The sequence below is a fragment of the Hymenobacter saemangeumensis genome (assembly GCF_039541835.1).
Classification (GTDB): domain Bacteria; phylum Bacteroidota; class Bacteroidia; order Cytophagales; family Hymenobacteraceae; genus Hymenobacter; species Hymenobacter saemangeumensis.
Window position 1 is genome coordinate 78,943 of record NZ_BAABGZ010000020.1, and the last position, 12,652, is coordinate 91,594.

The 12,652-nt window shown below is 65.4% G+C and carries 11 protein-coding genes; 7 read left to right on the forward strand and 4 right to left on the reverse strand.

Translation table 11 applies throughout. The annotated features are described in order from the left end of the window. The first annotated feature begins 43 nt into the window (after positions 1-43). The 3 genes from ABD919_RS10355 (at position 44) to hemF (ending at position 2,895) form a co-directional block, all read left to right on the forward strand. Positions 44-775, forward strand: coding sequence for a sulfite exporter TauE/SafE family protein (locus ABD919_RS10355; RefSeq protein WP_345235927.1), 732 nt, complete (start codon positions 44-46; stop codon positions 773-775). Positions 776-868: 93 nt separating this feature from the next. Further along, positions 869-1,774, forward strand: a complete 906-nt coding sequence (locus tag ABD919_RS10360; RefSeq protein WP_345235928.1) for a universal stress protein — start codon at positions 869-871, stop codon at positions 1,772-1,774. 188 nt (positions 1,775-1,962) lie between these two features. Further along, positions 1,963-2,895 carry an oxygen-dependent coproporphyrinogen oxidase gene (gene hemF, locus ABD919_RS10365; protein WP_345235929.1) on the forward strand — a complete coding sequence of 311 codons (933 nt, stop codon included), beginning with the start codon at positions 1,963-1,965 and terminating at the stop codon, positions 2,893-2,895. A 112-nt stretch (positions 2,896-3,007) separates the two neighbouring features. On the opposite strand, the gene ABD919_RS10370 is transcribed toward hemF, so the two are convergent. Both ABD919_RS10370 and ABD919_RS10375 read right to left on the reverse strand, forming a co-directional pair. Then, positions 3,008-3,511, reverse strand: coding sequence for a YkgB family protein (locus ABD919_RS10370; RefSeq protein ID WP_345235930.1), 504 nt, complete (start codon positions 3,509-3,511; stop codon positions 3,008-3,010). 175 nt (positions 3,512-3,686) lie between these two features. Continuing rightward, positions 3,687-4,478, reverse strand: coding sequence for a DUF1223 domain-containing protein (locus ABD919_RS10375; protein WP_345235931.1), 792 nt, complete (start codon positions 4,476-4,478; stop codon positions 3,687-3,689). 617 nt (positions 4,479-5,095) lie between these two features. On the opposite strand from ABD919_RS10375, the gene ABD919_RS10380 reads away from it, so the two are divergent. Further along, positions 5,096-5,701 (forward strand): sigma-70 family RNA polymerase sigma factor, encoded by a 606-nt coding sequence (locus ABD919_RS10380; protein ID WP_345235932.1) that lies wholly within the window; start codon positions 5,096-5,098, stop codon positions 5,699-5,701. Beyond that, entirely contained in the window at positions 5,701-6,021 is a 321-nt protein-coding gene (locus ABD919_RS10385; RefSeq protein WP_345235933.1) for an anti-sigma factor family protein, read from the forward strand. The genes ABD919_RS10380 and ABD919_RS10385 overlap by 1 nt, the downstream gene beginning before the upstream one ends. A gap of 65 nt (positions 6,022-6,086) precedes the next feature. On the opposite strand, the gene ABD919_RS10390 is transcribed toward ABD919_RS10385, so the two are convergent. Beyond that, a complete protein-coding gene (locus ABD919_RS10390) occupies positions 6,087-6,947 on the reverse strand; it encodes a universal stress protein (RefSeq protein WP_345235934.1) in 861 nt (286 codons plus the stop codon). Positions 6,948-7,076: 129 nt separating this feature from the next. After that, complete coding sequence (gene hemA / locus ABD919_RS10395) at positions 7,077-8,363, reverse strand: glutamyl-tRNA reductase (protein WP_345235935.1); 1,287 nt, start codon at positions 8,361-8,363, stop codon at positions 7,077-7,079. 195 nt (positions 8,364-8,558) lie between these two features. Here hemA and ABD919_RS10400 point away from each other — a divergent pair, with 195 nt between their 5' ends. Both ABD919_RS10400 and ABD919_RS10405 read left to right on the forward strand, forming a co-directional pair. Continuing rightward, a complete protein-coding gene (locus ABD919_RS10400; RefSeq protein ID WP_345235936.1) occupies positions 8,559-11,585 on the forward strand; it encodes a sensor histidine kinase in 3,027 nt (1,008 codons plus the stop codon). Between the two features lie 108 nt (positions 11,586-11,693). Continuing rightward, complete coding sequence (locus ABD919_RS10405) at positions 11,694-12,371, forward strand: response regulator (protein ID WP_345235937.1); 678 nt, start codon at positions 11,694-11,696, stop codon at positions 12,369-12,371. Positions 12,372-12,652: the final 281 nt, after the last annotated feature.

A 12,652-nucleotide genomic window follows, 5' to 3' on the forward strand; every position in this document is an offset into this window, starting at 1 on the left:
GGCTTGCCGGCCAAAATTGCAGCCGGATTTAGCTATTAACGCAATGCTCTGGGCTGGTTTTGTTTTTGGGTTGCTGGGCAGCTTTCACTGCGTGGGCATGTGCGGGGCCATTGCCCTGACACTACCTGGGCGGGCAGATGTTGGCGGTGCTTCGCTGCGCTACGTTGCGGGCCGCCTGCTCTACAACCTGGGCCGCGTCACTACCTACGCCGCGCTGGGCGCGGCCGCCGGTCTGCTGGGCCAGGGCCTGCGCCTGGCCGGTCTGCAGCAAAGCCTGTCTATTGCCTCCGGCCTGCTCATCCTGCTGCTGGTGGCCGTGCCCGAGCCCTACTCTGCCCGGCTGGCCGCCGCGCTGGGCCTGAGCCGCCCCCTGGCCTGGGTCAAAAACACCCTGACCCACCTGTTTCAGAAGGAGGGGGGCTGGGCGCTCTATGCCACCGGCGTGCTCAATGGCCTGCTGCCCTGCGGCCTGGTGTACCTGGCCCTGGCCGGGGCCCTGAGTGCCCCCGGCGTGGCCGGCGCCGCACTCTACATGGCCTGCTTCGGCCTGGGCACCCTGCCCCTCATGTTTGCTCTGTCGCTTACCGGGCAGCTGGTGCCGCTGCGCTGGCGCATGCGCATGCGCCAGGCCGTGCCCTACGTGGCCTCAGTACTAGCCCTGCTCTTCATCGTGCGCGGCCTGGGCCTGGGCATTCCCTACCTCAGCCCCCGGCTCAGCGCCGCCACCATGCAGGCCCCCGCCACCCAACCCCGCACTACTCATTCCTGCCATTAGCTAAGTTTCTAGTTTCTGGTTTCTTGTTTCTGGTTGCAGTTCCAGAGCAAAAACCGGGAACCAGCAACCAAAAGCAAGAAACCAGAAACCACCATGCACACCCTCCTCGTTCCCATCGACCACACGCCCGCTGCCGAGCACACCCTGGCGTATGCCAACAAGCTGGCCGTGCGCTGGCCCGCCGAAGTGGTGCTGCTCTACTGCGTACCCGCTGCTACGCCCGGTGAGCTGCAACGGCAGGAGCAGCGCCTGCGCAGCCTGGCCGAGCGCCTGCGCTACCAGCAGCTCACCCGCCAGGACGGCCGCCGCATCCGCTACCGCTACCGCGTGCTGGCCGGCTGCCTGCACGACCACGTGCAGGCCGAAGCTGCCCGCTGCGCCGCCGACCTGGTGGTGATGGGCCTGGAGCACATCGACTGCGGCCGGCAGGAAGCCCCCGGCAACCACGCCGCGGCCATCACCGCGCTGGTGGCCTGCCCCGTGCTGGTGGTACCGCCCGGCCGCCGCTCCCTGCCTTCCCGCCTGGCGTTTTTAGCCGACTTCGGCAGCCTGCACCTCAACACCCTGCCCCGCCTCTCGGCCCTGGAAGGCGCCTTCCCCGCGCCCCTCGACCTGGTGCAGTTCTACGCCCCGGCCGAGCGCAGCCAGCGCCGCCGCCTCAAGCAGGACCTCAACCGGGCGGCCTCCCACCTCAGCTGGAACGGCGTGACGGCCCACCTGCTCGAAGACGATGCGCCGCTGGAGGGCATCAGCGACTTCTGCGCCCGCCAGGGCGTGCAGCTCCTCGTAGTGGCCCCCGGCACCCCGGCCCAGCTGCTGCGCTACTTCGACGCCTGCTACGCCACCACCCGCGCCTACCACACCCAGATTCCGGTGCTGGTGCTGCGCGGCGCCGAAGCCCTGCCCGCCACCGCCTGCTGCGACCGCTGCGCCGAGCGCCTGGCCCAGGAGGAAAAGCAAGCTAAGCTGCCCGACTACCACGCCGTGCGCTGGGCCTGATGTCAGTTGTCAGTTGTTAGTTGTTAGTTGTTAGTTGTTAGTTGTTAGTTGTTAGTTGTTAGTTGTTAGTTGTTAGTTGTTAGTTGTTAGTTGTTAGTTGTTAAGAATAATTATATAGAACAATCTGACAACTGACAACGAACAACTGACAACTAAAACCCCCATCCCGTCATTATCCCCTAATTAATATGATAACCTCCACCCCTCAAGCAGTAGAAACCTTTGCCCGCACCACCGTGGAAGCGTGGATGCGTCAGTTTCAGGACTGGCTGTGCTACCAGCTCGAATCGGCCGATGGCGGCGGTATTCGTTTCCACGAAGACCCCTGGCAGCACGAGGGCGGGGGTGGGGGCCGCACCCGCGTCATTCAAAACGGCAAGGTGCTGGAAAAAGGCGGGGTGGCTTTCTCGGCCGTGTGGGGCCAGATGAGCGAAAAAGCTGCCCAGCAGCTGCTCATGCCCGACGCGCGCTACTTCGCCACCGGCGTGAGCGTGGTGCAGCACCCGCGCAGCCCCCGCGTGCCCATCTCCCACATGAATGTGCGCTACTTCGAAGCCGGCAACGGCGAAGCCTGGTTCGGGGGCGGCCTGGATTTGACGCCCATCTACGTGGACCTTGCCCAGGCCCGCTGGTTTCACGAGCAGATTGACGAGGTGTGCCAGCGCTACGACGCCAGCTACTACCCGCGCTTCAAGGCCTGGGCCGATGAGTACTTCTACCTGCCCCACCGCCAGGAAACCCGCGGCGTGGGCGGCATCTTCTTCGACCGCCTCACCGTGGGCAAAGACGGCTCGTTTGAGGAGCTGTTTGCCTTTGTGCAGGACGTAGGCGAGGTGTACGGCCGCGCCTACAGCACCCTGATGCGCCAAAACCGCGACCTGCCCTTCACCGGGCGCGAAAAGCAGTGGCAGCTGCTGCGTCGCGGCCGCTACGCCGAGTTCAACCTGGCTATCGACCGCGGCACCCGCTTCGGCCTCGAAACCGGCGGCCGCACCGAGTCCATTCTCATGAGCCTGCCGCCCCAGGTGGAGTGGCACTACAACCAGGCCCCCGAGCCGGGCTCGGCCGAAGCCCAAACCCAGCTCTGGCTGCGCAAAGACATCGACTGGCTGGCGGTATAAAGCCTACAGGGGTGGGGGCAAGATTTTCGCCTAAAGCATTTCCCAACTGCTGGCCTCGCCCAGTCACAGAGAGATGGGTTAAGGTGGCGCGCAGGTAGATTGGGCCTGGGCTCTATGCCGCCCGCCGCGCTTCGGCTGCCGTGTACAGGGCTGCCCCGAGCAGGCTCAGGTCTTTGATGATAAAGCCGCCGGCCCCGCCGGGTACCCACAGCCCGTCGACCAGGGCAAACGAGCCGGGCGTGGTAAAAAGGAAGGATAGCGTAACGACAAACGTGAGCACCGCTCCCAGGCTGCCCAGGTAAGACAGACGCGGAGCCAGCGGCCGCAACGCAATAAGCAGGGCAATAAGAATTTCGGCCGTGCCTACCAGGTTGGATACCGCCTGCACACTGAGCACGTCGTACAGCCAGCTGAACAGCGGGCTGTGGGTAAACAGCGGCTGAATGGCCTTGGCCTCGGTAGGCGTAAACTTGAACAGGCCAAACCACAGCACTATCAGCACTAAGCTGTAGCGCAGTACCAGGGTGCCGGCGCGGTCCAGCACCGAGATTGTTTGCTGGCCAGTGGCGGGAGGAGGGCTGGTCGCTGGTCGGGCCAGGAGCACGGAAGTTTTCATCGAAATAGGAGTTGATTTCCCGGCTGGACGGGCCCGGCGCCCACTCCTTACAGCCCTGCCATGGCATCCCCAATTGCTGGAAAGAGTGGCCAACGAAAAACAGCACAGCCCCAGGCTCGCGGAGGAGGCTAGGGCTGTGCTACCTGATTTTAAGCAGATGTCAATAGCTGCCCGGCTACTGCGGGCTTTCCACGCCGCCCAGCGGCAGCGTGGCCACACCCACAATGTAGCGCGAGGCCTGCTCCTGCACCACTACCACGGCCCGCAGGTTCCGGGCTTTCCACTGCGCATCGAGCTGCAGGGGAACGGTAGCCGCGAAGCTGCCATTGGCGGCCACGGTACCCAGCCGGCGCAAGACCCGTACCACGGCGGCATGCCGCAGCAGGCGGCCCCGGTTTTCGCCCCGGCCCACCTGGCTGGCCAGCTCCGTTTCGGTGAGGGCCAGGAGGACTTCGGCCGGCTGGCTGCCCACCGGCTGGTCGTCTACGGTTACTTGTAGAGTACCTTGGGCCGCTTGGGTGAGGCGCACCGAAGCCCGCGGGGCTTGTGCAGCTTGGAGCACGGCTTCCCGCAGGGCCTGCCGGCGGCTGCCCACCAGCTCATACCGGCCGTTCACCACGGCCTGCGGCGTGTAGGAGCCCTCCCCAAAGCGTTGCGCGTATACCCGCTGCCGCTCCGTGAATTCGCTTGAGGAAAACGAGTCTTTCCAGCCCAGCCGATTCCAGTAATCCACGTGCAGGCCCAGGGCCACCACCTCAATGCCAGGCAGGGACTGGCTGGCCGCCAGCTCCCGCAGGGCCTCATCGGCCGCCGGGCAGCTGGAGCAGCCTTCCGAGGTAAAAAGCTCGACTACCACCGGTATTTTCCCGGCACCACGTACGGACTGGGGTAGGGGGAGGCGGGCGCTGCTAAGCGCTGCGGCGCCTACGGTGAGGAAAAAGGCGGCGATAAATGCGAAGGGTTTCATGGGCATGTAGCTCAAGCGGTGAAGAAGCGGGCGGCTGCCAGGGAATACGTTTACAAGGCCTGCGCCTTACATCCGACAGGTGCCTGGTGAAAAAACGCTGAAGGCAGTAAGGAAGTGCCAGGCTGGGCGTCTGTGCTGCTGGTGCTGCCGGCCTGGCAAAGGTGTTTTCGTCCTTGCCTGCGCAAACAGCCCCCACCCGTGCGCAGGCTCAACGGGGCCCAGCATATTGCCTACACTTCGGTAGTCGTGATGGGGCTGGGCTCGGGGCCGACGGGGCTGACCATTATCAAGCTCACCTAGCCAGCCTGGCTTGCGCCGCTGCTGGGGGCAACGAAGCGGCCCGCCTCCTGCACTTTGCCCTCACCATCTTCTTTTCTTCCATGACCGGCCCGCTACAATCTCCTTCTCCCGTGGCCGAAGAAAGGGCCGGGCTGCAAGCCGCAGCCACACGCTCGCGCCCCTCCTTTCTTATCACCGGCGCCCTGGGCCCGGTCGGGCTACGACTGGCAGACCAGTCTCTAGCCCGGCCCTTGCCTTACAGGCTGTTGAATGCGTAAATTGACTAGCTTGCTCCGGCGCAGCCTTACTTCTTGTCTGCTTTCTTGCCTTCGTTGACAATGTCCCCCGCACTTACTGCCCCGCCGCAGCCGCAGCAATGGCTGGCCCGCTACGGCGACGACCTTTACCGCTATGCGCTGGGCCGGGTGTCGGACGCCTCAACGGCCGAGGAACTGGTGCAGGAAACCCTGCTCAGTGCCCTCAATGCCCTGGACTCGTTCCGGGCGCAGGCCTCGGAGCGCACCTGGCTGTTTGTGATTCTCAAGCGCAAGGTTATCGACTACTACCGGCGGCAGGCCCACTCGCCCTTCGTAGCCCTGGACCTCAGCCCGGAGCAGGCGCCCGAAGCCGAGTTCTTCCATCCGCACGATGGCCACTGGCGCGAAGAGCACTACCCCCAGGAATGGGCTGTGGGGGCCGATGAGGGCCGGGGCGACCTGGCCCTGGAGCGGGCTGAGTTTCACCAGATTCTCCAACGCTGCCAGCAGCGGCTCTCGCCCCAGCACCTGGCCGTGTTCGTGCTGCGCTTCGTAGAAGAGCTTCCCGCCGAAGAAATCTGCCAGGAGCTGAGCATCAGCGCGGCCAACTACTGGGTTATCGTGCACCGGGCCAAGCTGCACCTGCGTCGCTGCCTCGAAAAAAACTGGTTTCAGTCCCCCGCCTGATGCATACTCCCTCTCCCTTGCTGAGCTGCCAAAACGCCACCCTGCTCATCGAGCGCCGGGCCGATGAGGCCTTGCCGGTTGCGGCCCGGGCGCAGCTGTGGGCCCACCTGCGCCTGTGCCCCTACTGCCGGCGCTACGACTTTCAATCCCAGTTCCTGGCTCGCAACGCCCGCGCCGCTGCCGAGGCCCGGGCTACGCCGGAAAGCAGCCTGCCCGCCGCCACCCGCGAGCGCCTGGCGCGGCTGCTGGCCGCAAACGTTCCGCATTTGCCCCCGCCACCGCCAGCCGATGAGGGCACGGCCGGCGGGCCCCAGCCCTAACGTAAAGAGGGCTTGATAAGGGGAAGCAGCCTAGCATGCGCCAACGACCCCAAACGGCGCTTCTGCTAGGCCAGCTTGTACGTGAGCACCGGCGGAAAAACCTGGGTGGCTACCCGCTCGGCAATGCTGCTCTGCAGGTAGCGGCTCAGTCCGGTTCGGCCGTGCGTAGGCACTACCACCAGGTCGGCTTCAATCTGCTCCACAAACTCGGGAATGCCGCGGCTGGCGCTGCCGGCATGAATCAGGGCCGGGTGGGCGTTGCGCAGGCGGTGGCGCTGGGCAAAGGCCCGAATGGCATCGGTGGAGGTGTGCAGCTCGGCCACGGCCACGTGCAGCAGGTAGAGCTGGGCGTCGGGAAACAGGGCCTGCACCTGGCGCAGGCCGGGCACGGCGCGGTCGGCCTCGGCCGTGAAGTCGGACGGAAACACGATGCGCCGCACGTTGAGCTCGCCGGCCGCGTGCTTCACCGCCAGCACCGGGCAGCTGGCCAGGCGCACCAGTCGCTCGGTGTGGGAGCCGTAGAAGAAGTGCTCCAGGGCCGTGTGTCCCTGGGCGCCCACCACCACCAGGTCGATACGGCGCGCTTCAATGCTGCTCAGAATGGCCTCGCCGGTGCGGCCAGTTTCCAGCATATCGTGCACGGCCACGCCGGGTGCCAGCTGCGCGGCTTCGCCCACCAGCTTCAGCATGCGCTGCTTGGTGGCCTGCAGCAGCTTAATCATAAACACCTCGGCCATACTGCCGCTGTTGGGCACTTCCCCGCTGCCGACGGGCCCGCCAAAGGTGCTGAACGATGCCGACTCGGGTACTTCGATAACGTGCAGCAGGGTAAGGCTGCCGCCGCTGCGCTGCGCCAGCTGCAGGGCCAGCTTAAAGGCGTGGTGGGCGGCCGGCGAAAAGTCGGTGGGAACAAGGATATTTTTCATGACGATTGAAAAAAGAGGGCTCATCCCCTGCACCCGGTTCGCACCTGCGGCCGCTGCTGGAGATAAGCAAATGTCCGGTGGGCCAGGCAGGCAGCGCATGACGCACATCAGGTCGAAACCTGACTCTTGTCAGGCCACGCTCAGGTGGTGGGCCGCCTCCTTTTCCAGGTCGAACAGCTCGGTGAGCAGGTCTACCAGGGCGCCGGTTTCGCCGCGCCTGCAGGCTGCCTTCAGCTGCAGTACGGGCTGCTTCAGCACCTTTTGCATCAGTGCCTTGGTCACCTCCTCCAGGCGGGCAGCTTCGGCCGGGCTTACTTTGTTCTGATAGCGCTGCAGCTCTTCCTGGCGCAGCTGCTCCAGGGTGCTTTTCAGCTTCTGAATAGTAGGCGACACGGCCATCTCACGGCTCCACTCGCGCAGAGCTGCCATGCTTTCGGCAATGATGGCCCGCACCTGCGGCACGGCGGCCAGGCGGCGCTGCAGGGTAGCGGAGGTCTGACTCCGGATGGCATCAATGGTGTAGAGCAGCACGCCGGGTACGTCCTCCACCTCAGCTTCAATGCTGCGCGGTACCGACAAGTCGACCAGAAACTTGTGGCTAAGGACGCTCAGCCCCGCCATCAGCTGCCCGGTAATGAGCGGGGTAGCGGCGGCCACCGACGACACCACCACATCGGCTGCCTGCAGGCCCAGGGCCAGGTCGGCGAAGTCCAGCACCGGCAGGCCATGCTGCGCCGCTACGGCCTCGGCCCGGCTTCGGGTGCGGTTGCACACTTTTACCTCCGCAAACCGGCTGCTGCCGGCGAAGTACTTGCAGGCATCGCTGCCAATCTCGCCCAGGCCCAGCACCAGCACCCGCGGGCTGGGCAGGTGGGCTGTGAGCCGCTCCACCAGCTCCAGCGTGGCGTATGCAGTAGAAGCCGCCCCCTCGCGGAAGCTGGTTTCCTGCTCCACGCGCTTGTGCGTGTAGAAAATGCTGTGCAGCAGCCGGTGCAGAAAAGGCCCGGCGGCGTCAGCATCTACACTCCATTGATACGCCTGCTTTACCTGCTGGCTGATTTGCTGGTCGCCCACCACCTGGGCATCGAGGCCCATAGCTACTTCAAACAGGTGCTGCACGGCTTCCTCCGAGCGTGTAAAGCAGGTAAAGTAGCTCCCGTACTCGCCTAGCTCCTGCCGGCCTTTCAACGCCGCCAGCTGCTCCAGAATGGCCGTGCTGAAATCGCCGGGCGAGCTGTAGTACACCTCGGTGCGGTTGCAGGTGCTCAGCACCAGCACGTCGCTCAGGCCAAGCTCGCGGCGCAGGGTAAGCAGCAGGGCCTGGCAGGCTCTGGTATCCAGCGCCAGCAGCTCCCGAATAGCCAGGGGAGCCTTTTTGTGGGTCAGACTAATAGCTTTAAAGCACGGAGTATTCATAAGGGCGGGGAAAGACCAGGCCGGCGCATACGGCCGCCATACCGCCACAAAATTCCGCCGCCGTGCGGCCCCCTTTCCTGATGGAGAATATGCTTTTTCCTGATTTTCATCAGTTCAGGAATGCCCGGGCCGCCACTGCCCAGCCGGCAACGCGCGTTTTTTCCTAGCTTCGCCTGTTTTGGAATAGGGCCTATGATGCTTCGCTGTCTTCTGCTGCTGTGGTTTGTGGCTGCCTATGGCCTGCCTGCGGCGTGCGGCCAGGGCGTAGCCCCCCGTCCGCGGGCGCTCAACACCTCCGACGGCCTGGTGAACAACGCCATCACCAGCATTGTGCAGGACCGCCAGGGCTTTCTCTGGCTGGGCACCCAGGACGGCCTGAGCCGCTACGATGGCAGCGTCTTTCGCACGTTCCGGGCCGATGCCCGCCGCCCCGGTACCCTGGTCGGCAACTTCGTGCGGTCTGTGGCCGCCGACCCGGTCCGGGGCGGGCTCTGGATAGGTACGGGCAGCGGCCTCTGCCGCTACGAGCCGCGCACCGAGCAGTTTGCCCCAATTCCTATCGATTACCCGGCGGGTACCAACTACTTTGTTCATGCCGTGCTGGCCGACCCGCAGGGACGCGTGTGGGCGGGTACCGAAGATGGGGTCTTGTGCTACCAGCCCGGCCGCAGCCTGCGCCGGCTGCGCTGCCCGTCACTCCCCAGCGCTGTCCCCAGCTCCCGCACCAATTCCATCCAGGCCCTGGCCCGGGAAAAATCGGGCGTCATGTGGGCCGGCACCGGCGAGGGCTTTCTCTACCGGACAGCTTCCGACGGTGCCGCGCTGGAGCTGGAAGCCCGCTACACCCAGGCCACGGCGGCGGCCGTCACGGCCATTGCCGCCGCGCCGCGGGGAGGGCTCTGGGTTGGCACCATCGCCGGCGGCCTGCGCTACCTGCCCCCGGCTCCGGGGCTGGTGGTAGAGGTGCTGCGGCCCCGCCCCGGGGCACCTGCCGTGCATAGCATCTGCGCCGACCCCACCGGGGCCTGGGTGGGCTCCGCTACCGGCCTGCGCTACTTCCCCCTGCCCGGGGCCCCGCGCCCCCCCACCGGTGAAGTACTGAAGGGAACCGTGCTCTCGCTGTTTGCCGGCCGTGACGGCCAGTTCTGGGTAGGGACCGAGGCCGGCCTGCAAAGCCTGGATATCCGCCCTTCTCCCTTCCGGCTGCCCGTGCCCCTGGCCAGCACCGGCCCGGTGTGGGCCGTGGGCACCCAGAAAGCCAGCCTGTGGCTGGGAACCGAGCTGAACGGCGTGCTGCGCCTTAATCCGGCTACGGGCGCCCTGGACGAACACCTGCTGCACAACCCCACCGATACCAGCAGCCTGGCCGAAAACTTCGTGCGGGCCGTGCTGGCCGACCACGACGGCGGCCTCTGGGTGGGCACCCAGCGCCAGGGACTGGACTACCGCCCTCCCGGGGCCAGCCACTTTCGGCACTTTCGGCACCAGCCCAGCCGCCCGGGCTCCCTGGCCGACAACTCGGTGCGCAGCCTCTACCGCGACCCGGCCGACGGCTCCCTCTGGGTAGGAACGGAAGGTGGCCTGTGCCGCCTGGCAGATGCCCAGGCCGGGCGCTTCCTTACTTACCGCCACGACCCCAAAGTGACGGGCTCGCTGCCCAACTACTACGTGCGCTGTGTGCTGCGCGACCGCAGCGGCCGCCTTTGGGTGGGCACGGGCGGCGGCGGCCTCTGCCGCCTCGACGACCCCGAAACGGGCCGCTTCACGGCTTTCCGCACCGATGAGCAGAACGAGCACAGCCTGCCCAGCAACTTCGTGCGGGCCCTCAGCCTCGATGCCCGGGGCCGGCTATGGGTGGGCACCGAAGGCGGCGGCATCTGCCGGCTCGACAACCCGCGCACCGGCCGCTTCACCACCGTGGGTGAGGCGCAGGGCCTGCCCAGCGATGTGGTGTATGGCTTGCAGGCCGACTCGGCCAGCCGCACGCTCTGGGCCAGTACCAACCGCGGCCTGGTACGGCTCGACCCCGAAACCGGGCGCTTCACCACCTTCGACCTGCGCGACGGGGTGCCCATGGACGACTACAATGCCGGCGCCGCCGGCCGTGGGCCCGACGGCCGCCTGTACTTTGGCGGGCCCGGCGGGTTGGTGGGCTTTCAGCCCGCTGGCCTGGCGCTGCCGTCTGCGCCGCGCGTGCTGCTCACCGGCCTGCGCCGCCTCAACCGTCCGGTATCCCTGCCCGACACCGCCCTGAGCCAGCGCCGCCTGCTGCGCATTGGGCCCGAAGACTACGTTTTCTCCTTGGAGTTTACGGCCCTCGACCTGCGCCGGGCCGGGCGCTACCCGTTGCTGTACCAGCTCGAAGGCTTCGACCCCGACTGGCTGGCGGCCGGCCCGCACCGCGAGGCCACTTATACCAACCTCGACCCGGGCCATTATACCTTCCGGGTGCGGGGGGCCGATGCGCCGGAAAAAAGCGGGGTAGCCCTTCGCCTGGTGGTAGAGCCGGCCTGGTACGCTACCTGGTGGTTCCGGCTGCTGGCAGTGGCGGCCGTGGTGGGGGCCGGCTGGCTGGCGTACCGCCTGCGCGTGCAGCAGCTGCTTACCCTGGAGCGGGTGCGCCACCGCATTGCCCGCGACCTGCACGACGACATGGGCTCCACTCTCAGCAGCATCTCCATCCTGAGCCAGCTGGCCCGTAACCACCAGAAAAACGAGCGCCCGGCGCAGGCAGCCACGCTGCTCGAGCAAATCGGCGATTCTTCCCGCCGCATGCTCGACTCCATGGACGACATCGTGTGGGCCATCAACCCGGCCCACGACGGCCTGGCGGGCGTAACGGCCCGCATGCGGGCGTTTGCCTCGGAAGTGCTGGAGGCCCGCGGCGTGGAGCTGCGCTTCACTTCCTCGCCCAACATTGCCGGGCTGCGCCTGCCCATGGAAGCCCGGCGCGAGTTTTTTCTCATCTTTAAGGAAGCCGTGAACAACCTGGCCAAGTACGCCCAGGCCGGGCACGCTACCATTGAGGTAAGCTATGCCCACCGCTGCCTGCAGCTGCTGGTGCAGGACGACGGCGTGGGCTTCGACCAAAAGGCGCCGGCCCGCGGCGGGGGCAACGGCCTGACCAACATGCGCAGCCGGGCCGAAGCCCTGCGCGGGCAGCTCAGCATCGATACCGCCCCGGGCCAGGGCACGACGCTGCGTCTGCGCGTGCCCATGTGAGAGTTGTGCTTTTTCTGGTTCAGGCCCGATTCAATGGGCGGCTAACATCATTATGTGGTTTTAGCTGGGGGCTGACAATCTTACCTTTGTACAGATAAAACCCGACCTATGCCTGCTCCCACCCGCCTTGTCATTTATGAAGATAATCCCGACCTGCGGGAAAGCTTAAGCCAGCTGCTGACCGACGCCCCTGGCCTGGAGCTGGTGGGCGCCTTCGGCAACTGCACCCAGGCCGAAGACGACATACGCCGCCTCAGCCCCGACGTGGTGCTGATGGACATCGACATGCCGGGCTGCTCGGGCATCGATGGCCTGCGTAGCGTGAAAGCCGCCTCCCCGCAAACCAATGTGGTGATGCTGACCGTGTTTGAAGACAACGACCGGGTGTTCGAAGCCATCTGCGCCGGCGCCGATGGCTACATGCTGAAGAAGACCCCGCCGGCCCGGCTGCTGGAGGCCATTGGCGAGGTGCGCGCCGGCGGCGCCCCCATGACGCCCGCCGTAGCCCGGCAGGTGCTGCGCCTCTTTCCCAAGCCCACGACGTCGGCCTTCCGGCCGGCTCCCAAAGTCAGCTCCGAGTCGCCGGCCCACCTCAGCGCCCGCGAGCAGGAAGTACTCACCCTGCTGGTGGAAGGCTACAGCTACAAGATGATTGCCGCCGACCGCAACATCAGCATCGACACGGTGCGCTCCCACATCAAGAAAATATACGAGAAGCTGCACGTGCGCTCCATGACCGAAGCCGTGAGCAAAGCCTTGCGTGAAGGCCTGACCAAACCCAGCTAGGCCGACTCGCCGCTTCCCACGTACTGACCGGGCCAGCTACAATCTCCGACGCCACCCTCTGCCAGCAGCACCCGCTGCCGCGGAGGGTGGCGTCGGGCATTTATTCCAAGTACCCAAAGGGCAAAAAAGAGGGCATGATAGTATTAGTTCATGAAAAATTTAAATGAGTATTTATTTTATAAATTACTGTTAATCTGTTGTTTATTGTGTAGGTTTTGCCATTGTATTATCACATAAAGATGTGAGCTCACATTATCATGTGATGTGCAATACTTGGGGGT

What these genes read in the sequence shown, in the direction of transcription:
- ABD919_RS10355 (WP_345235927.1), top strand. Translation starts at nt 44, where the DNA reads ATGCTCTGGGCTGGTTTTGTTTTTGGGTTGCTGGGCAGCTTTCACTGC.
- ABD919_RS10360 (WP_345235928.1), top strand. Translation starts at nt 869, where the DNA reads ATGCACACCCTCCTCGTTCCCATCGACCACACGCCCGCTGCCGAGCAC.
- hemF (WP_345235929.1), top strand. Translation starts at nt 1,963, where the DNA reads ATGATAACCTCCACCCCTCAAGCAGTAGAAACCTTTGCCCGCACCACC.
- ABD919_RS10370 (WP_345235930.1), bottom strand. Translation starts at nt 3,511, where the DNA reads ATGAAAACTTCCGTGCTCCTGGCCCGACCAGCGACCAGCCCTCCTCCC.
- ABD919_RS10375 (WP_345235931.1), bottom strand. Translation starts at nt 4,478, where the DNA reads ATGAAACCCTTCGCATTTATCGCCGCCTTTTTCCTCACCGTAGGCGCC.
- ABD919_RS10380 (WP_345235932.1), top strand. Translation starts at nt 5,096, where the DNA reads ATGTCCCCCGCACTTACTGCCCCGCCGCAGCCGCAGCAATGGCTGGCC.
- ABD919_RS10385 (WP_345235933.1), top strand. Translation starts at nt 5,701, where the DNA reads ATGCATACTCCCTCTCCCTTGCTGAGCTGCCAAAACGCCACCCTGCTC.
- ABD919_RS10390 (WP_345235934.1), bottom strand. Translation starts at nt 6,947, where the DNA reads ATGAAAAATATCCTTGTTCCCACCGACTTTTCGCCGGCCGCCCACCAC.
- hemA (WP_345235935.1), bottom strand. Translation starts at nt 8,363, where the DNA reads ATGAATACTCCGTGCTTTAAAGCTATTAGTCTGACCCACAAAAAGGCT.
- ABD919_RS10400 (WP_345235936.1), top strand. Translation starts at nt 8,559, where the DNA reads ATGCTTCGCTGTCTTCTGCTGCTGTGGTTTGTGGCTGCCTATGGCCTG.
- ABD919_RS10405 (WP_345235937.1), top strand. Translation starts at nt 11,694, where the DNA reads ATGCCTGCTCCCACCCGCCTTGTCATTTATGAAGATAATCCCGACCTG.